The following is an 18692-nucleotide window of genomic DNA, read 5'->3' as shown; positions in this document are numbered from 1 at the left end:
GGGGCATTTTGCCCGGGCGGCGTTGTTCCTTGCAAAACAGGTGTGTCAAAGCCCCCGGTGCTGGGCGACAAATTGCCGACCGCCGGGCCGCCCGGCGCATCTGGTCAAATCCGCCCGTGACCGCTACCAATGGCGGCAGACCCGTCTGACAGGAGAGTATTCATGACCACCGTGACCCAAGCCAAGTTTGTCGAGCTGGACCTGGAGGCACTGGCCACCGCCCCCGGGCGCGTGGTGGTGTTCCTGTCAGGCGACGGTCCTCTGGACAAGGGCGCGCGCCGGGTGAACCGGCTGACCCGCGGCGCGCTGGAGCGGGTGCGCGACAGCGAGGGCTTCGCCAAGATGAAGCCGGGCGACGCGGTCGAACTGCCCTGGCCGTCGGGCATGGCCGCCGAAGCGGTGCAGGTGGTGCGCCTGGATCGCCGCGCCTCGGTGCTGGACGCGCGCAAGGCGGGCGGCGTGATCGGCAAGGCGGGGGCGGGCAAACCGGTGCTGGTCGTTGCCAACACCATCCGCCATGGCGAGGAACTCGCCCTGGGCGCCATGCTGCGCGCCTACAGGTTCAATCCGCACCGCACCGGCGAGGCGGGCGAGGTCAAGGAGGGCAGCCTGACCCTGGCCGTCAACAAGCCCGAGGAGGCCAGCGCAAAGGCCGACACCCTGGCCGCGCTGGCCGAAGGTGTATTCATGACCCGCGACTTGGTAAACGAACCGTCGAACGTGCTGACTACTACGGAATTTTCCCGCCGTCTCAAGGAGATGGAGGCGATCGGGCTGGACGTCACCGTGATGGATGAACCAGAGCTGGAAGCGCTGGGCATGCGTGCGCTTTTGGGTGTGGGGCAGGGCTCGGAAAGCCCGTCCAAAGTCGTGGTGATGGAATGGAAGGGCGGCGAGGAAGGCGCGCGGCCTTTTGCGCTGATCGGCAAGGGGGTGGTCTTCGACACCGGCGGCATCAGCCTGAAACCGGCGGGCGGCATGGAAGACATGACGATGGATATGGGCGGCGCGGGCACCGTTTCCGGGGCAATGAAGGCGCTTGCCCTGCGCAAGGCCAAGGCCAATGTGGTCGGCATCGTTGGCCTGGTCGAGAACATGCCCGACGGCCGCGCCCAGCGTCCCGGTGATATCGTCGCCTCGATGAAGGGCGACACGATCGAGGTGATCAATACCGATGCCGAGGGCCGCTTGGTGCTCTGTGACATCATGTGGTACGCGCAGGAGAAATTCGACCCGACCGGCATGATCGACCTGGCCACCCTGACAGGTGCGATCATCATTGGCCTCGGCAACGAGAACACCGGAGTCTTTTCGAACGACGACACGCTGTGCAAGAGCTTCCTCAAGGCCGCCGAAGTCGAGGGCGAGGGCGCCTGGCGCATGCCGTTGGGGGCGGCTTATGACAAGCTCTTGAAATCGGACAAGGCGGATATGAAGAACGTGGGCGGCCGGACGGCCGGGTCGATCACCGCGGCGCAGTTCCTGCAGCGCTTCGTCAAGGAGGGCACGCCCTGGATCCACCTCGACATCGCTGGCACCGCCACGGCGGCCTCGGGTACGCCGCTGGCGCCAAAGGGCGCCACCGGCTGGGGCGTGCTGGCACTGAACCGGCTGATCGCCGACCTGCAGGAAGGCTGAAAATCGGGCGATGAGTGAAGTTTTCTTCTACCACATGACCCACGCGCCGCTGGAGGCGACATTGCCCTTTCTTCTGGGCAAGTCGCTGGAGGCCGGCTGGCAGGTGGTGGTTCGGGGGCGGGAGGCGCGGCGCATCGCCTGGTTGGACGAGAAGCTGTGGCTTGGGCCCGAAGAGGGGTTCCTGCCACACGGCCGCGCGGGCGGTCCGCATGACCTGGATCAGCCCATCCTGTTGACCACAGATGATGCGCTGCCCAATGACGCGGCGGCCTTGGTGTCGATTGATGGTGCCGATGTGACCGCCGAGGAACTCGCGGGGCTGACCCGGGCGATGATCCTGTTCGACGGCAATGATCCCCAGGCTGTGGATCACGCACGGGCCCAGTGGAAGGCACTCACCGGGGCGGGCGTGAAGGCCAAGTACTGGAGCCAGGAAAGCGGACACTGGGAAATGAAGGCCGAAAGCAGGTGAATGGCCCCCGGTGTTGCCAGGTTGTGTCGCTGCGCGACGCTTGATGTGCTCGCGTGGGGGCGCTGCCCCCGCGGGTTTCACCCGCTCCCCCGGGATATTTGCGGAAAGCTGAAAGCTGGATACATTTTCGCAGGTAAGGGCAGGTTGTGGCCCCGGCGGGCCTCGTGCCTGCCTTTTTTTCATCTTTCCTGAAATATCCCGGGGGTTTGGGGGCTGGCCCCCAACTTAATCCGCGTCCGGGTGCCGGTCCCGATATGACCTGCGTCTACCGGGTCAGGATCAGCCGGTCGCCCCGGATCTCCAGGCTTTCGAAACGGCGCAGGTAGGTCATGCCCAGGAGCGATCCCTCCATCTCACCCTCGTTCACCACCACGCGCAGGTCATGGTCTGTGAAATTCCCAAGCTCGACGGTGTCGATGCGGGCCGGGGCCGTGCGGACCTCTCCATTTGCAGTATAGGCGCGGCCCAGATAGGCAAGGCTGTTCAGGTCAATGCCGGCACGCAGAGCGTCCTGGCGGCTCAGCACCACGTCCGAAGCGCCGGTGTCGACAATGAATTCGACCGGTTCGCCATTCAGGCGCAGGACCAGGTAGAAATGGCCGCCGAGACCGCGGGGAACTTCGATCTGGCCCGAAGAGGTCAGGGTCTGGCGCGGCATTACCTCGGACCTGATACCGTCCCACAGCCCATAGGCAGCGATCAGCCCCAGAAACAGCAGCCCCCAGACGATCGCCATGCGGAGGTTCTTGCCCAGCGATTGCCGGTTGTCGGCGATGAAGTATCCGACAATGGCTGCCCCCAGCAGTGCAAGGTAGATCAATTGTCCGTAGTCGTTGCCGCTCATGGAAACTCCCGTGTTCTGACAAGGATATAGGGGTTCAGGAGGGGATTGCTACAATGCGGTGGCATGTCACGGGTTTACCCGGTGATGAAGCCGAAATCCGCCAGACCATCCAGTACGAACTGGACGGCGAGGGCCGCCAGCAGCATGCCCAGAAGGCGGGTCAGCACGTTGATCCCGGTCTCGCGCAATAGTCGTTCCAGCACGCCGGCGGCAAGGAAAAACACCATGACCACGGCCAGCACCGCCAGCATGACGCCCAGAACCGCCGCCAACCCCAGCGCGCCCTCGGCCTGGCCGGTCAGCAGGATCATCGCCGCAATTGCCCCGGGCCCGGCGATCAGCGGGGTCGACAAGGGGAAGACCGACGGGTCGTCGGCGGGATCCATGGCGGTCTCGGACTGGTCCTTGCGGCGCTGGGTGCGCCGTTCGAACAGCATGTCGAGCGCGGTCAGGAACAGAAGCAGCCCGCCGGCGATGCGGAAGGCGGGCATGGAGATGCCGAGAAAGCCCAGCACCGCCTCACCCAACAGGCCGAAGAGCGTGAGCAGCAGGGCGGCAATACCCAGCGCGCGGATGGCGATCGTGCGGCGGTGCCGGGGTGTCGCCCCCTTGGTCAGGGCCACGAAGATCGGCATCAGCCCGATCGGGTCAATAATTACGAAAAGCGTGGCAAAAGCCGAGATGAGGGCGGGCAGATCGGTCATGGGCGCTGGTTAGCGGGAGCCGCGGGCCAGGGCAAGAGGCGGTGAGGCGAGCCACCGACAGAATTAATCCCTCGCCGGGGTTTCGCCGCGAGGGGCTAGGCCTCCGCCGCGTCCAGCTTCTCCTGGGCATCCATCCACAGGGTTTCGGCGCGGTCCAGCCCTTCCATCACCTCGGCATGTTTCTTCTGCCATTGGGCGATTTCGCCTGCCTTGCCGGGCTCATAGAGCGCCGGGTCCGCCAGTTTCGCATCCAGCTTCTCGCGCATCTCGGTCAGCTTCTCGACCCGGGCTTCGCATTTGCGCAGATCGGCGCGCAGGGCAAGGATCCTGTCGCGGTCGGGGCGTTTTGCCCTGGGAGCGGCGGGCTTGGCCGGTTTGTCCGCCGCGTCCCGGGTCAGCAGCTCGGCGCGGTAGGCCTCGAGATCCTGTTCATAGGGTGTCACACGACCCTTGTTCACCAGCCACAGACGGTCGGCCACAAGCGACAGCAGGTGCATGTCGTGGCTGACCAGAACGACCGCGCCGGAATAGGCGGTCAGCGCCTCGACCAGCGCCTCGCGGCTTTCCATGTCCAGATGGTTGGTCGGTTCGTCGAGGATCAAGAGGTGCGGCGCGTCGATCGTGGCGATCAGCAGCGTCAGCCGCGCCTTCTGCCCGCCCGAGAGTTTCGCGACCAGCGTTTCCGCCTGATCCGCGTTCAACCCGAAGCCCGACAGGCGCGAGCGCAGCTGGGCGGGGGTCTCGCCGGGGCGCAGGCGTCGCAGGTGGTCGATGGGCGTTTCATCCGGGTAGAGCTCGTCCATCTGGTGCTGGGCGAAATACCCGATGCGCAGCTTCGACGCGGTTGTCATGCCGCTGGAAAGCACTTCAAGGCGGCCGGACAACATCTTGGAAAGGGTGGATTTTCCCTGACCGTTCTTGCCCAGAAGTGCGATGCGGTCGTCCTGGTCGATGCGCAGGGTCATGCGTGAGAGCACCGGCGTTCCGTCATAGCCCGTCGCCGCGCTTTCGATGGCAATGATCGGCGGCGACAGTTCTTCGGGCGAGGGGAAGGAGAACGCTCTCAACGCAGCTTCCTGTGGGGTGGTGATCGGCTTCAACCGCTCGATCATCTTCAGGCGTGACTGCGCCTGCACCGCCTTGGAGGCCTTGTAGCGGAACCGGTCGACAAAGCTTTGCAGATGGGCGCGGCGGGCCTCGATACACTTGTTCTCGGCCTCCGCCACCGCCAGCCGGGCGGCGCGGGTTTCGGCGAAAGTGTCATAGCGCCCCTGGTAGAGCGTCAGCTTGCGGTCTTCCAAATGCAGGATCGCGCCCACGGACCGGTTCAGCAGGCCCCGGTCGTGCGAGATGATGATGACCGTGTGCGGGTAGCGCACCAGATACTGTTCCAGCCACACCGCCCCCTCCAGGTCGAGGTAGTTGGTCGGCTCGTCCAGCAGCAACAGGTCGGGCTGCGCGAACAGAACGGCGGCCAGGGCGACCCGCATGCGCCATCCGCCCGAGAAGGCGGAACAGGGCATGGCGTGTTGTTCGTCGTCGAAGCCCAGACCCTTCAGGATCGAGGAGGCGCGCGCCTCCGCCGACCAGGCGTCGATATCGGCCAGCCGCGTCTGGATATCGGCAATGCGGGCGGGATCGGTGGCGGTGTCGGCTTCGGCCATCAGCGAGGCGCGTTCCGTGTCGGCGGCCAGCACCGTGTCCAGAAGCGAGGTCTCGGAGGCCGGCACCTCTTGCGCCACGCCGCCGATCCGCGCGCCTTTCGGGACCGTGATATCGCCCGATTCCAGGCTGAGCTCCCCCCGGATCAGGCGAAAGAGCGTGGTCTTGCCGGTGCCGTTGCGGCCGACCAGGCCGACCTTGTGCCCGTCGGGGATGGTGGCGCCGGCGCCTTCGAACAGCGGGCGGCCTTCGACCGCGTAGGTGATATCGGATATGCGCAACATGGGCCTGCGCATACCAGAGCTGCAGGCGTGGCGCCAGAAGCAACCGTCCGGCGCCCACTGGCCTATTTCAGGAGGGTGTCGAGCCCTTCGGCCTCGAATGTCGCAAAGCCCACCATTGGGCTGTCGCCCTCGTAGGAAAAGGCGAAAACATGGAACTGCTCGTTTTGGATGGCGGCTCGGCAGAATGTGTCTTTCTGTGGCAGGCTGTCCGGGCAGGCTTCGAGATCCAGGTGCGAAACCGAGTGCTCGAACATTTCGTAGGTGAACGGAAATCCGGCCGGCTCCGCCAGTGCGGCGGATGTTGCGAACAAGGTTCCCAAGGTCAACGCGGTTGCGTGTAAAAAGTGAGGGGTCATCGTGAAGCTCCGAGTTGGCAGGTTGAGTCTGTAAAGGCCTATAAAAAGACTCGGAATAAACTTCAACCAAAAAAGCTGACAAAAATAATCGGATACTAATGTGCCATCAGGCGGCCAGCCCCAACGCCCTGCGAAGCGGAGGGCAAGGCTGCCGTCGTCATGATGCAATCGATGCTTTTCAAAACAGTGGACGCGTGTTAGTGGGGCGCCAAATTCTGAACCCAACGACACATGCTAGACAGGAGGCCCAAATGGCCATTCAACGCACCTTCTCGATCATCAAACCCGACGCCACCAAGCGTAACCTGACCGGCGTCATCGCTTCAAAATTCGAAGAGGCCGGCCTGCGTATCGTCGCCTCCAAGCGTATCCAGCTGACCCTGGCCCAGGCGCAGGAATTCTACGGCGTGCACAAGGAACGTCCCTTCTTCGACGAACTGTGCGAGTTCATGATCTCGGAGCCGATCGTGGTTCAGGTTCTGGAAGGTGAAGACGCCATCGCGAAAAACCGCGAAGTGATGGGCGCCACCAACCCGGCTGAAGCCGCCGAGGGCACCATCCGCAAGGAGTTCGCCCTGTCGATCGGCGAGAACTCGGTGCACGGGTCCGACGCCCCGGAAACCGCCGCCGTGGAAATCGCCTTCTTCTTCTCCGGCCTCGAGCTGGTGGGCTAAACCGCCCCTTCGGCGTCCCGAACGGGGGCCGGATCGAAAGTTACTGCCGCCCGCGCCCATTCGGCGTGGGCGGTTTGCGTTTCAAGGTGACGGCGCAGGAGCGCCACGTTGCGTGTGTTTGCATTCCAGGCAATGTCGAACAGATCACCGATCGCGGGGACCAGACCGATCGCCACGTCCACGGCCAGGTTCAGCCCCATGCGGATCAGCAACCGGCGCGGTGCCCCCATGTCATGGGCTGTGACCATGATATAGGCGCCCGGGATCACCGCCACGACGTCGCCCACCACCGGAACCAACCCCAATATCGCATCCACGCCAAAGCGCAGATCCGTGCCTGGTATGGGCAGCAGGTTCTCCAGCCTGTAGGCCAGCGTTTCGAGCCTCTGCAGGCGGGCTTCAATGTTAACATCCATAACATTGATATGGGGATAGTCGCGGAAAATGGGAAGGCCAGCGAGGGCCTATTCGGCCGCGCGAATGCCAATCTCGTCGAGTATTCGTTCAAAATCAGGCTTTTGCGCGGGTTGGTGCGCCACCTTCAGCGCGTCGAACTTTACCCGCAGCGCGGCCTTTTCCTTGCCCTTGCAGTCGTTCCACGGCCGCCCCTGCAGCCCCATGACCAGCACGTAATACCCGATGAAATGCGGGCGCGTGCCGGTTTCCAGCAGGCGGGCATAGGCCTTGTCCGCCCCCAGTGCACGCAGCTCTTCGGCCGTGTGGATGCCGGCGCGGGCAAAGGCTGTATCGGAGGCAGGGCCGAGATTGCGGATGGAGGAAACCGGGGCGCTCATGGCCCTCAGTCTAGCGCAGGCCCGCATGCGCGCCCAGCCCCGGAACCGTTCTGGCCTATGCTTGTTCGCGGCGGGCGCCCGGGCTTTGGCCCGCAGGGGTGGCTTTCGTCGCGGCTTGCCCGTGATCCCCGGTAGGGGACTCAATTGCCGCCAGAACCATGCTGAACGCCCGCGAAGTGGCGCTTGAGATCAGCGGGCGCACAGGGCACAGTCGACCCATGAGCACGCCCCCCGATCCCCGTTTCCGCCTGCGCCTGGTGTTCGGCCCCGACGACTGGATGGGTCCGGGAAAGGCCGAGCTTTTGGAGCGTATCGACCGCACCGGCTCGATCGCCGCGGCTGGGCGCGAGATGGGCATGAGCTACAAGCGCGCCTGGCAGTTGGTCGAGGCAATGAACGCCATGTTCCGCGTGCCGCTGGTGGTCTCCAGCCGTGGTGGGGCCAGGGGCGGCGGCGCGGTGGTGACGGACGAGGGCCAGGTGGTGCTGACCGAGTTCCGGGCCCTGGAGGAGGTGGCGCAGGAGGCAGGCGCCGACCATATTGCGCGGCTGCAACAGATGCTGGGCGATATTTCCGATGGGGAATAACGCTTGCATGCCCCCGAGCCTGTCCGTTATGTCCTGTGGGGAATAACGGACCTGCCATGCGTAACCTGCTCGCCCTTCTGCTGATCTGCCTCGCCACGCCTCTCTGGGCGGGAGAGATCACGGTCTTCGCCGCCGCCTCGATGAAAACCGCGCTGGATCGCCTCTCGGGCGGGTTCGAAACGGCCACGGGCCATCGTGTGACGCGCTCCCACGCGGGCAGCTCGGTGCTTGCCCGGCAAATACAGTTGGGCGCACCGGCGGATGTCTTCATCTCGGCCAATCCCGGATGGATGGATGCGCTGGAAAAGGGCGGGTTGATCGATGCGGAAAGCCGGTTCGACCTGGTCGGCAATCGCCTGGTTCTGGTCGGGCGAGTTGCAGGGGAACCTGTTGAAATCTCCCCGGAATTCGACCTTCTGACCCGGCTTGGCGATGGCCGCCTCGCCATGGCTCTGGTCAAGGCCGTTCCGGTCGGTATCTATGGCAAGGCGGCGTTGGAACGGCTGGGGCTCTGGGACACGGTCGCCCCGCAGGTCGCGCAAAGCGACAATGCGCGCACGGCGCTGGCCTTGGTTGCAGCGGGCGCCGCTCCCCTGGGCCTGGTCTATGCGACCGACGCCATGGCCGATCCTCGGGTCAACGTGATCGCGACCTTTCCGGCGGACAGCCATCCGCCGATCACCTATCCGGCCGCACTGACCACCAATGCCGGTCCCGAGGCAGCGGCGTTCCTTGCCTGGCTGCAATCCCCGGAAGCGCGGGCCATCCTGCGCGAAGAAGGCTTTACCGAGGTGCCCGAATGAGCGGCTGGCTCGGCCCCGAGGAATGGCAGGCCCTGGCCCTGTCCCTGAAGGTCGCAACCTGGGCGACGCTGGCGGCTTTGCCCCTGGGGCTCTTCGTGGCCCATGCACTGGCGCGCTGGCAGTTTCCCGGCAAGCAGATCCTGAACGGCCTTGTGCATCTGCCATTGGTCCTGCCGCCGGTGGTCACGGGCTATCTGCTTCTGCTCACCTTCAATCCGACAGCGCCTGTGGGGGACGCATTGAACGCCATCGGCATAACATTCGCCTTCCGCTGGACCGGCGCGGCGCTGGCGGCGGGTGTCATGGGCTTTCCGCTGATGGTGCGCGCGATGCGCCTGTCGATCGAGGCGGTGGACCCGAAGCTGGAACAGGCCGCCGCCACGCTTGGCGCCTCTCGCATCTGGGTCTTTTTCACCGTGACCCTGCCGCTGATCCTGCCCGGCGTGTTGGCGGGCGCGATTCTGGGCTTTGCCAAGGCGATGGGCGAGTTTGGCGCGACGATCACCTTTGTCTCGAACATCCCCGGACAGACCCAGACGCTTCCTTCGGCCATCTATGCCTTCCTTCAGGTCCCGGGCGGCGAGGGGGCGGCGCTGCGCCTTGTGCTGATCTCGGTCGTGGTGGCGATGGGCGCGCTTCTGGCCTCGGAGCTGCTGGCGCGGCGGCTGGCGAAACGGGTGGGTGGGGCATGAGCCTGTCCGTCCACATACGCCAGCGTCTGGAAGGGTTCGACCTGGAGGTCGATTTTGACGCGCCGCCCGGTCTGACCGCGCTGTTCGGCGCTTCGGGGACCGGCAAGACCTCGGTCGTCAATGCGGTCGCGGGCCTGTCGCGCCCCGACCGGGCGCGGATCGCGGTGGGCGACTGGGCGCTGTGCGATACCGGGCAGCGCCTGCACCTGCCGCCACACAAACGACGCCTTGGCTACATTTTCCAGGAGGGGCGCTTGTTTCCCCATCTGACCGTGCGCCAGAACCTGCACTACGGCGCCTGGTTCACCCGTCGTCACGGCCCCGGCGAGGACATGGCGCGCGTGGTCGAGATGCTGGGGATCGGCGCGCTGCTGAACCGCCGCCCGGGGGCGCTTTCGGGCGGGGAAAAGCAGCGGGTTGCCATTGGCCGCGCCCTGCTGGCCAAGCCACGACTGATCCTGGCGGACGAGCCCCTGGCGGCGCTGGACGAGGCGCGCAAGGCAGAGATCCTGCCCTATTTCGAACGTCTCAGGGACGAGGCGGGCATTCCGATCCTCTATGTCAGCCACTCTCCCGCCGAGGTGGCCCGCCTGGCAACCACTGTCGTGGCCCTGGAGCGCGGGCGGGTCGCGCGCATGGCGACGCCGGGCGAACTGTTCAGTGATCCGGGGTTTCGCCCCGCCGGACCCCGGGCCATCGGTGCGGTTCTGGAGGCGCGGGTCAGGCTGCATCACGACGACGGTCTGACCGAACTGGACGCAGGGGGTGTGCCCCTGTTCCTGCCGCATATTTCCGAACCGCCGGGTCATCCCATTCGTGTCCGTATTGCCGCGCAGGATGTGACCTTGTCGCTGGATGCACCGGGTCGGATTTCGGCGCTGAACGTGTTGTCAGGGACCGTGGACGAGGTGCAGGCCGGGGATGGGCCGGGCGCGGTTGTTGCGATGAAAACGCCCGCGGGCCGGGTTCTGGCGCGGGTGACGCGTCGATCCGTTGCCGCGCTGGATCTCAAGCCGGGGCTGGCCTGCCACGCCATCGTCAAGACGGTCTCGATCGCGCCGGGGGATGTGGGCGGCGGGGCGTGACATTCGCGTGAAAGCGACATGGTCAGGTCGAAAACAGGTGGGCGGCGTCTGCGCGGGGTGTTTACCTCTGTCAGGCGCGACAGGAGGATGACGACATGACGCTTTCGCTTGGGGTGGATACCGGCGGGACCTATACGGATGCGGTGCTGATCCGTGACGAGGAGGTTGTGATCGCCTCCGCCAAATCCCTGACGACCCGCCAGGATCTGGCGCTGGGCATCGGTCGCGCGGTCGAGGCGGTTCTGGAAGAGGCAATGGTCGATCCCGGGGAGGTCACGCTTGCGTCGCTCTCCACCACGCTTGCGACCAACGCGCTGATCGAGGGGCAGGGGGAGCGCGTCGCGCTGGTGCTGGTGGGCTTTTCCGAAGCAGACCTGGCGAAACACGGGCTGGACGAGGCGATGGCGGGGGATCCGGTGCTCTGCATTGCGGGCGGTCATGATCACGCCGGACAACAGAAACACCCGCTGGACGAAGACAGCCTGCGCACATGGCTCAATGCCCATGGCGGCGAGGTCTCGGGTTTCGCCGTCGCCGCGCAATTCGCCACCCGCAACGCCGCACATGAACGCCGCGTGGCCGAGATCATTCACCGGGCCACCGCCCGCCCGGTCAGTGCCTCGCATCACCTGTCGGCCAAGCTGAACGGGCCGAAGCGGGCGATCACGGCGATCCTGAACGCGCGGCTCATCGGCATGATCAACCGTCTGATCACACGCGCGCAAACCCGTCTGGGGGAGCTCGGTGTGCATGCGCCCCTGATGGTGGTGCGCGGGGATGGTGCGCTGATCTCGGCCGACTTCGCGCTGGAGCGGCCGATCGAAACCATCCTGAGCGGCCCGGCGGCCTCGATCGTCGGGGCGCGCTGGATGACCGGGGCGAGCGATGCGCTGGTCAGCGATATCGGTGGCACCACGACCGATGTGGCCGTGCTGCGCGACGGGCGGCCAGCGATTGATCCCGACGGTGCCCGGGTCGGCCCGTTCCGCACCATGGTCGAGGCCGTGGCAATGCGCACCACGGGTCTGGGCGGCGACAGCGAGCTGCATTTCGAGGCCGCCGGGCTGGAGGGCAGCATTCGCCTTGGTCCGCGCCGGGTGCTGCCGGTGTCTCTGGTTGCGGCCCAGGCGCGCGAAGTCGTGCATGACGTGCTGGACCATCAGTTGCGCACCGGCATCTGGGACGAGAACCATGCACGTTTCGTGCAGGCGGTGCCGGGTCTGGCGCGCCATGGGGTCAGTGGGCGGGACCTGGCGCTGTTGGAGCGCATCGGAGGCGATCTGCGTCCGCTTGGCGCGGTGTTGACCACGCGGCTGGACCGTCTGGCCCTGGCGCGGCTGGTGGACCGCGGGCTGGTCCAGGTCTCGGGGGTAACGCCCTCGGACGCGGCGCATGCATTGGGGCTTAGCGACAGTTGGGACGCCGAAGCTGCGCGCAAGGCCTTGGAATTGTTTGCAAACCAGCGTACGGGATCCGGGCATCTCCTGGCGACAGGTGCCAGTGAAATGGCGCGCAAGGTGATCGACCAGCTGACCAAGCAGACCGCCGTCGCCCTGCTGGAAGCCGCCTTTGCCGCCGAGCCAGAGGACCGGTTCGGCCTGCCCCCCGAGGAGCTTGCCCGTCATGTTCTGACCTGGCAGGGGCTTGCCGGGCATCGCGGCCTGATGCGCCTGGACGCCGGGCTTGACCTGGCGGTGATCGGCCTGGGCGCATCGGCTCCGACCTATTACCCGGCGATTGGGGAGAGGCTGCACTGCCCGATGAAACTGCCCGAACATGCCGGTGTCGCCAATGCGATCGGGGCCGTGGTGGGGCGGGTCACGATCCGCCATTCGGGCACGGTCACAAGCCCTTCGAACGGTGTTTACCGGGTGCATCTGGAGGAGGGCCCCGAGGATTTCCCGGCGCTTGATCCGGCGCTGGACAGGTTGGAAACGGCGCTGCGCGGCCAGGCCGAGCTCGAGGCGCGCGCTGCCGGAGCCGAAGGCATCCGCGTCCGCGCCGACCGCGATGTGCGACTGACAGAGATCGAGGGCGCGGAAATGTTCATCGACGCGCGCGTCGATGTCGAAGCCGCCGGGCGTCCACGCATCGCGCATTGAGCCCACCGGCCGCGGTCGGCACACGTCGGCAGCTCCGTTACAGGGCAGCCGGTATTGCGGCCTTGTCAGGGCAGCCCGGGCACGCGTTTCAGATAGGCTGCAATGGCCGCGCGGTCCTCATCGGTCAGTTGGCTTGTGTTCTCGATCACATCGGTCATTTCGCCGCCTGCGGTATCGAATTCGGGGGTGAAGCCGGATTTGAGATACTCGGCGATGTCGCTCTCGGACCAGTCGAGCCCGGCAGCGGTGATATCCGGAATGCGCCCTTTGCCATTGGGGTTTGGTGCACCGGCCAGCCAGGCGCCAAGACGGACCCCTCCCAACAGGTTGCGCGCGGTGTGGCACTCACCGCAATGTCCAAGCCCCTCGACCAGGTAGCGCCCGCGCGCCTGCTGTTCGGTCAGTTCGCCTTCCACGACCCATCCCCCCCGGTTGAACAGCAGCTTCCACCCCCCCAGCGTGCGCCGGATGTTGAAGGGAAAACTGACGTCATGCGGTCGGTTCGGTGTATCGACCAGGGGCAGGGTGCCCAGGAAGGCATGCAGCGAAACCGCGTCTTCAAGCGTCATCTGCGCATAGGATGTGTAGGGAAAGGCGGGATAATAATGCTGCCCGTTCGGGCTGGTGCCGTACAACAGCGCATTGGCCAGCTCCAGAACGGACCATTGGCCGATCCCCGCTTCCGGGTGGGGGGAGATGTTGGGCGCATAGAACGTGCCGAAATCCGTGGCGAAACCGCGTCCGCCACCCAGGAGCAGCCTGTCCTCTCCGCTGGCTTCGGGGGCGGAATGGCACGCGGCACAGCCCCCGGCAAAGAACACTGCACGCCCTCGTTCGGGGTCGGGCGTAATTCCGGCAAGGGCCGTTTTATCCAGGGATACCGGGGCGGTGAGAACCCATCCGGTGATTGCGGAGATGGCCCCGGCAATCAGGACCACCCCTAAAAATCTACGCATGACCGGACCGGATCAGTTCTCGGGCGCGCGGTAGGCCTTGTGGCAGGCGCTGCATGCTCCGCCGAGTCCGCCCATGGCCGCCTGAAGCGAGGCCAGATCGGTGCCCGCCGCGCCCTGCATCGTGGTCACGGCTTTGCCAAGGGCTTCGCCCTTCGCCATCACGTCGGGGAAATTCTGCCACAGGTCGGGCAGGGCGCGTGTTCCGTCCATGGCGCCGTTGTCAGAGCCCTGTGGCCACAGGGTGGACTGGTCGAGCTGCACCAGAAGCGCCAGGTTGTTGGCGGCCTTGGTTGCGGCTTCGGCATTGTAGTCGGCTTCGCCCTTCGCCATGGCGCCGAGCTGGCCAAGGTTGTTGGCATAGAGCCCCATGATGGCCGTGCGGGCCTTTACGGCCGCGTGGCGGCTGTCGTCGGCAAAAGCGGTCCCGGCGACAAGGGTTGCGGCGAGGCTCACGGCGGACAGGATGGCAGAGGTTTTCATGAAGAACTCCTTGGTACGAAAACTGCAGCCGAGCCTAGCACGCCCAATTTTTCGTTCAACTGGCAGAAAATTTTGGATATCTGTTAAAAAATGAACAAGAGCAACTGGGATGATATCAAGTTCGTACTGGCGGTCGCGGACGAGGGATCGCTGAACGCGACCGCGCGTCGGCTGGGCGTCACCCATGCGACGGTGATGCGCCGTGTCGCGGCTTTCGAACAGCGCTGCGGGCGGCCCGTGTTTCGCAAGTCGCAGTCCGGCTATAGCGTCCTGCCCGAAGCGGAAGCGATCCTGCTGGCCGCGCGCAATGTCGAGGACGCGGTGTATTCCGTGGATCGTGCCGTGCTTGGCTCTGACGAGACCCTGTCGGGAACGGTGCGTATTACGTCCACGGACAGTATTTCTCAGGTCGTGCTGCCGCCGATTCTGAAGACAATCCGGGCAACCTATCCCGAACTGTCACTCCGCCTGTTGAGCGCGAATACCCACCATGACCTGTCCCGGTTGGCGGCGGATGTCGCGATCCGGCCGACGCCACGCCTGGAAGAGGGGATGCTTGGCGTTTTCGCGGGGGACCTGGAATTCGGCGTCTATACCGCCGATCCCCGGACCGAGGTGTGGATAGGTCTTGGTGCCGGCCTGACCCGGTCGGCAGCGGCCAAATGGATGGGCAGAAACATACCGAACAGCCGTATTCTCTGTGAAGCCGACAGTTTTCTTGTGGTCCGCGAGATGGTTGCCGCCGGGTTGGGAAGGGCCTTCCTGCCAAGGTTCCTGGGAGACCCGGACAGTCGAATTCAGAGCGTTCGCGAAGACGTGCCAGCGCTTTCGGTTCCGATCTGGAGCGCCATCCAGGAAGAGGTTGGCCGAAATGTCCGCATCCAGATGGTTCAGAACTTCATCGCCGAGGAAATGCAATCCGCGTTCGAGCGGCTGAAACAGCGTCGGTCCTCCGAGCCCTCCCGGGGGAATGGGTCGCCGGACAATCGGTGAACCGGAGATCGCCTTTCCAACCGGCGTACCGCCGTCCCGATTTCGCTTCAAGCCGGCCCACCGGTCCGCCCCGTTTCCGTCCGGGAAAAATTTTCAACCGTCCGCCAGGAAGCTGATAATGTGAGTTTATCGGCTATAGGGCCGAAGGGTTCGGACCTGCGGGGAGGGGCGATGCGGAGATTTCCGGTCTGGCTATGGCTTATCCTGCTGTTCTGCTTTGTCAGCGGCATGGCTCTGTTCGGGCTGAAAGGCGCGCGCAGCTGGACCGACTTCATCGGCGACAGGGAATTCGTGGATGACCTTTACGGCGTGGTTCAGCTGTTCGTGGTCGAGGGGCGCGTGTTGGAACAACTGCCCGGTGGTCCGGGCTCTGCGCATTGGGCGTTGTTGAGCGCGGCATTCCTTGCGCCGGTTGTCACGATATTTGCGTTCCTTCAGCTCGTTTGGAGTGATCTTGCCGACGCTGCCAGCCGCTTCTTTCATCGCCGTCTGGTCAGGGGGCACACCGTGGTGGTCGGCATGGGCGCGCGCGGCCAGGCGCTGATCCGTGACAGCCTGGCGCAGGGCAAGCGGGTGGTTGCGATTGACCGGGGCGAAACCATGGCGCGGGTGTTCGTGCCGCGGCCACGACGGTTTTTCTTCGTTGGTGGAGACGCCGGGGCAGCGGAACCCCTGCGGCAGGCCGGCGCAGCCAGAGCGTCGGAAATCATTGTGTTCTGTGGCGGGGATCACGAGAATATCGCGATCTCGCGTCTGATCTCCGCGCAGATCGGAGCGGACGTTTCCGCCACGGCGAAACAGCCGCGGATCATTTGCCATGCCAATGCGTCGCACTTTCGCGATCAGGTCATCGAAGATCAGTCCCTGGCGGTAGATCCCGCCCCGAAGATCGAATTCTACAGCCCGGAAGAGGCGGCCGCGCGGCAGTTTGTGCTGCGCTTTCCGCCTTGGCGATATGCGAAATGGCTTGGACGCCATCGGCCCAATATCGCCCTGTTCGGGGAGGGGCCTCTTGCAAGGGAGATCATTCATCAGATCGCCATTCACGCGCAAACCGTCGACGGACCGATCCCCGCGATCTCGGTGATTTGTGAAAACGCCGCCTGGGTTGCTCCGATTGCCGAACGGCTGGCATCCGTTTGCGAGATTGGCCATGTCCCTGCCGATTTTCGCGGTGAGACGGCGTTCGCGGATACCCTTGTGGCGGGCGCGGAACCGTTCAGCCAATATGTCGTTTGCATGGAGGACGACTGGGTGGCCGTGGATTTCGTCCTGCGGCTGCGCGAGGCCACCAGGTCACGCCCCGGCGGCTGTGCCCCCATCTTCTGCTCCCCGCAGATGATGGGGTGGACATGGAGCGAAACGGCCGGGTCGGCGCGGCCCTATCCATCTACCCTCGTGACCGCATTCGGCGTCTCCCCCAATGTGCTTGGCTGGCACCAGGTTGTCGCTCAGCAACAGGACAGGATGGCGCGCATCAACCATCAGACCTATGTCGCCGAGGCGTCCCGATCCGGTTCGCCGGATACCATGTCAAAGCCTGCTGCCCGGCCCTGGGCCGACCTTGGTGAACAGTACCGCTATTCCAACAGGTCCTTTGTCGATCACATCAGCGCCAAGCTGGACCTGATCGGCTGCACCCTGTCCGAAAATGCCGCGCATGCGCCTGCGGAGCTTTCGGAGGACGAGTTCGCGCTGATGGCCCGGGCAGAGCACGATCGCTGGGTGGCCGAACGTCTGGTCCTGGGGTGGCAGCCTGACGAATCACGCGACGATCAACGCAAGCTCCACCCGGACCTTCTGCCATGGCAGGATCTTCCCGAGGCCGTCCGGGCCTATGACATGGCGCTTGTCCGGGCAATCCCGGCGCTGGTGGAAAGCGTGGGCAAGCGGATCGCCCGGGTGACACGGCTGGGCGTTTCCGGTCATCGCGACACGGGGATTTCGCTGAAGAACCGGGCGCTGGTCTCGAAGATTGACGCCACGCTGGACGAGATCCGCCGCACCCACCCGGGACATGTGTTCGAACTGGTCTCGCCGCTTGCGGAAGGGGCGGACAGGGTGGTGGCGCAACGGTCCATGTCGCGCCTGGGCGCGCGTTTGATCGTGCCGCTGCCCTTTGCGCTCGATATCTACCGCGCGGATTTCCTTCCGCCAGCCAATGCAGCCGCGGACCCTGCTCGGCGAAACTCTCTGAAAGAGTTTCACGAGTTGTTGAACGAGGCCGAACAGGTCTTTGAGCTGCCGCTTCTCGATCCCGCCAACCAGACAGAAACAGGACGTCAGCGACAGTTCTCGGCGCTGGGGGCGTGGCTTTTGCAGCATTGTGACCACATTGTCCTTGTCTGGGACGGTGCGCCTGCTGCCGGGCCGGGCGGAACAGGCGATGTCGCCGCATGGGCCAGGCGCGGATCGGTCCCGCAAGAATACCGCTGGGCCGGGACCGGCGCTGTGCGCGCGCAGGCGCATGTCCTGCCCTTCGAGCGCAACAGGACGATTTCGCAAAACACTCGGGAAGCGGGGAGGGCCACGTGACGCAACCGCGACAAAGCAGAGCCTTCGGGTATTTCCTGCGTGTGGTCGGGATCGTATCGGGTTTCGCGATCTTCGTGGCCGCCCAGGAATTCTACCCGAACAGCGACAACGCGGGGCGGGCCGCTCTGCTCCTTGGGGCCTTGCTGGCGTTCTGGTTCTGGGGCTGGGGCAGCCGGCATCTGCAGCCTCTGGCCCAGGAGGTCATGGCCAACGACCCCCGCCCGCCGATCCTCTATCTGAGGTCTTTTACCAACGAGGCCGCGGTTTTCGACGAGGAACGGGGATTTGCCGACATGTTCGCCCCCACCGGACCGCTTGTCGCAATCGGTCAGCCAGGCGAACGGCTGCCTCCGCTTGGCGCGGCGCGGCTCTATCTCGAGGACGACAACTGGCATGAATGCGTTCTGGATCTGCTGGGGCAAGCCCGGCTGGTCCTGATCTATGGTGGCGATACACCCGGGCTGGGCTGGGAGCTCCGCCAGGTGCGTGACCGCCTGCACCCCAGCCGCCTGACGATCATGGTGCCCAATGATCCGGAGGCCTGGGAGCGGTTTCGTGCCCTTGCCCAAGAGAACGCCGATCTCAACCTGCCACCGATGCCGACGGGCCGCCTGGCGCGCTACGCCTCCCCGGGGGTGGTCGGTTTTCTGTTCTTCGACAATCAGTGGAATCCGTATTTCAAACCCCTTCCCAAGAAGACCACCCGTGCCGTGGGGGCCGGGCTGGCCGCGTCCGATACGGCCGCTCAGAGCGCAGTGGCCCTGTCGGAAATCTACGGCGATCTGGGAGTGAATGTGGAACGGCCGCGTCGGTCCGTCACGCTGATTTACTTCAAGATCTTGCGTTTCTACCTGTTTCTCATCCTGATCGTCGCTGCTGTTGTCGGGCTTTTCGGCTACGTTTACTGGGCCAATGGCATGTTGGGCTTTGACAACCAGGAAGGCCCGTTCTGGATTGTCGAGCCCGACTGGTGGCCATTCTGACGCGGAGTTTTGAAACCCGCACGAAATCGGGTAGCATTCGATCAGGGA

At 64.9% G+C, this 18692-nt stretch carries 19 protein-coding genes; 11 read left to right on the top strand and 8 right to left on the bottom strand.

Annotated elements, in window-relative coordinates:
• Window positions 1–162: 162 nt before the first annotated feature.
• A complete protein-coding gene (locus Q1V43_RS04355; RefSeq protein WP_300514363.1) occupies window positions 163–1638 on the top strand; it encodes a leucyl aminopeptidase in 1476 nt (491 codons plus the stop codon).
• 10 nt (window positions 1639–1648) lie between these two features.
• Window positions 1649–2110 carry a DNA polymerase III subunit chi gene (locus Q1V43_RS04350; protein ID WP_300514360.1) on the top strand — a complete coding sequence of 154 codons (462 nt, stop codon included), beginning with the start codon at window positions 1649–1651 and terminating at the stop codon, window positions 2108–2110.
• A 265-nt stretch (window positions 2111–2375) separates the two neighbouring features.
• Here the strand turns inward: Q1V43_RS04350 and Q1V43_RS04345 are convergent, their stop codons facing one another.
• The 4 genes from Q1V43_RS04345 to Q1V43_RS04330 all read right to left on the bottom strand — a co-directional run bounded on the left by Q1V43_RS04345 (window position 2376) and on the right by Q1V43_RS04330 (window position 5915).
• On the bottom strand, window positions 2376–2954 hold the full coding sequence (locus Q1V43_RS04345) for a TIGR02281 family clan AA aspartic protease (RefSeq protein ID WP_300514357.1): 579 nt from the start codon (window positions 2952–2954) through the stop codon (window positions 2376–2378).
• Window positions 2955–3028: 74 nt separating this feature from the next.
• Entirely contained in the window at window positions 3029–3658 is a 630-nt protein-coding gene (locus Q1V43_RS04340) for a MarC family protein (RefSeq protein WP_300514354.1), read from the bottom strand.
• A gap of 95 nt (window positions 3659–3753) precedes the next feature.
• Window positions 3754–5604, bottom strand: a complete 1851-nt coding sequence (locus Q1V43_RS04335) for an ABC-F family ATP-binding cassette domain-containing protein (protein ID WP_300514351.1) — start codon at window positions 5602–5604, stop codon at window positions 3754–3756.
• Between the two features lie 62 nt (window positions 5605–5666).
• Entirely contained in the window at window positions 5667–5915 is a 249-nt protein-coding gene (locus tag Q1V43_RS04330; RefSeq protein ID WP_300514348.1) for a hypothetical protein, read from the bottom strand.
• Between the two features lie 296 nt (window positions 5916–6211).
• Between Q1V43_RS04330 and ndk the strand changes: the two genes are divergently transcribed.
• A complete protein-coding gene (gene ndk, locus Q1V43_RS04325; protein ID WP_300514345.1) occupies window positions 6212–6634 on the top strand; it encodes a nucleoside-diphosphate kinase in 423 nt (140 codons plus the stop codon).
• Here ndk and Q1V43_RS04320 read toward each other — a convergent pair.
• Together Q1V43_RS04320 and Q1V43_RS04315 are read right to left on the bottom strand one after the other, a co-directional pair.
• On the bottom strand, window positions 6631–7050 hold the full coding sequence (locus Q1V43_RS04320) for a DUF4112 domain-containing protein (RefSeq protein ID WP_300514342.1): 420 nt from the start codon (window positions 7048–7050) through the stop codon (window positions 6631–6633). The genes ndk and Q1V43_RS04320 overlap by 4 nt on opposite strands.
• 48 nt (window positions 7051–7098) lie before the next feature.
• On the bottom strand, window positions 7099–7428 hold the full coding sequence (locus Q1V43_RS04315) for a TfoX/Sxy family protein (protein ID WP_300514339.1): 330 nt from the start codon (window positions 7426–7428) through the stop codon (window positions 7099–7101).
• A gap of 218 nt (window positions 7429–7646) precedes the next feature.
• On the opposite strand from Q1V43_RS04315, the gene Q1V43_RS04310 reads away from it, so the two are divergent.
• The 5 genes from Q1V43_RS04310 (at window position 7647) to Q1V43_RS04290 (ending at window position 12697) form a co-directional block, all read left to right on the top strand.
• On the top strand, window positions 7647–8015 hold the full coding sequence (locus Q1V43_RS04310) for a LysR family transcriptional regulator (protein ID WP_300514336.1): 369 nt from the start codon (window positions 7647–7649) through the stop codon (window positions 8013–8015).
• Window positions 8016–8071: 56 nt separating this feature from the next.
• The gene (modA, locus tag Q1V43_RS04305) at window positions 8072–8818 is read left to right on the top strand and encodes a molybdate ABC transporter substrate-binding protein (RefSeq protein WP_300514333.1); all 747 of its coding nucleotides are present in this window, start codon (window positions 8072–8074) and stop codon (window positions 8816–8818) included.
• A complete protein-coding gene (gene modB / locus Q1V43_RS04300) occupies window positions 8815–9510 on the top strand; it encodes a molybdate ABC transporter permease subunit (protein WP_300514330.1) in 696 nt (231 codons plus the stop codon). Before modA ends, modB begins: the two co-directional genes overlap by 4 nt.
• On the top strand, window positions 9507–10595 hold the full coding sequence (gene modC, locus Q1V43_RS04295) for a molybdenum ABC transporter ATP-binding protein (protein WP_300514326.1): 1089 nt from the start codon (window positions 9507–9509) through the stop codon (window positions 10593–10595). Before modB ends, modC begins: the two co-directional genes overlap by 4 nt.
• 95 nt (window positions 10596–10690) lie before the next feature.
• The gene (locus Q1V43_RS04290) at window positions 10691–12697 is read left to right on the top strand and encodes a hydantoinase/oxoprolinase family protein (RefSeq protein WP_300514324.1); all 2007 of its coding nucleotides are present in this window, start codon (window positions 10691–10693) and stop codon (window positions 12695–12697) included.
• A gap of 65 nt (window positions 12698–12762) precedes the next feature.
• Here Q1V43_RS04290 and Q1V43_RS04285 read toward each other — a convergent pair whose 3' ends face one another.
• Together Q1V43_RS04285 and Q1V43_RS04280 are read right to left on the bottom strand one after the other, a co-directional pair.
• Window positions 12763–13653, bottom strand: coding sequence for a c-type cytochrome (locus tag Q1V43_RS04285; RefSeq protein ID WP_300514321.1), 891 nt, complete (start codon window positions 13651–13653; stop codon window positions 12763–12765).
• 12 nt (window positions 13654–13665) lie between these two features.
• Window positions 13666–14133 carry a cytochrome c gene (locus tag Q1V43_RS04280; protein ID WP_300514317.1) on the bottom strand — a complete coding sequence of 156 codons (468 nt, stop codon included), beginning with the start codon at window positions 14131–14133 and terminating at the stop codon, window positions 13666–13668.
• Between the two features lie 90 nt (window positions 14134–14223).
• On the opposite strand from Q1V43_RS04280, the gene Q1V43_RS04275 reads away from it, so the two are divergent.
• The 3 genes from Q1V43_RS04275 to Q1V43_RS04265 all read left to right on the top strand — a co-directional run bounded on the left by Q1V43_RS04275 (window position 14224) and on the right by Q1V43_RS04265 (window position 18644).
• On the top strand, window positions 14224–15126 hold the full coding sequence (locus Q1V43_RS04275) for a LysR family transcriptional regulator (RefSeq protein WP_300514314.1): 903 nt from the start codon (window positions 14224–14226) through the stop codon (window positions 15124–15126).
• Window positions 15127–15297: 171 nt separating this feature from the next.
• Complete coding sequence (locus Q1V43_RS04270) at window positions 15298–17661, top strand: RyR domain-containing protein (RefSeq protein WP_300514311.1); 2364 nt, start codon at window positions 15298–15300, stop codon at window positions 17659–17661.
• Window positions 17658–18644, top strand: coding sequence for a hypothetical protein (locus Q1V43_RS04265; RefSeq protein WP_300514308.1), 987 nt, complete (start codon window positions 17658–17660; stop codon window positions 18642–18644). Before Q1V43_RS04270 ends, Q1V43_RS04265 begins: the two co-directional genes overlap by 4 nt.
• Window positions 18645–18692: the final 48 nt, after the last annotated feature.

This window comes from Aliiroseovarius sp., assembly GCF_030148435.1.
In the GTDB taxonomy this organism is placed as follows: Bacteria; Pseudomonadota; Alphaproteobacteria; order Rhodobacterales; family Rhodobacteraceae; genus JASBTN01.
The sequence above is the reverse complement of the archived record's forward strand: the minus strand, read 5'-3'. Positions and strand labels throughout refer to the sequence as shown.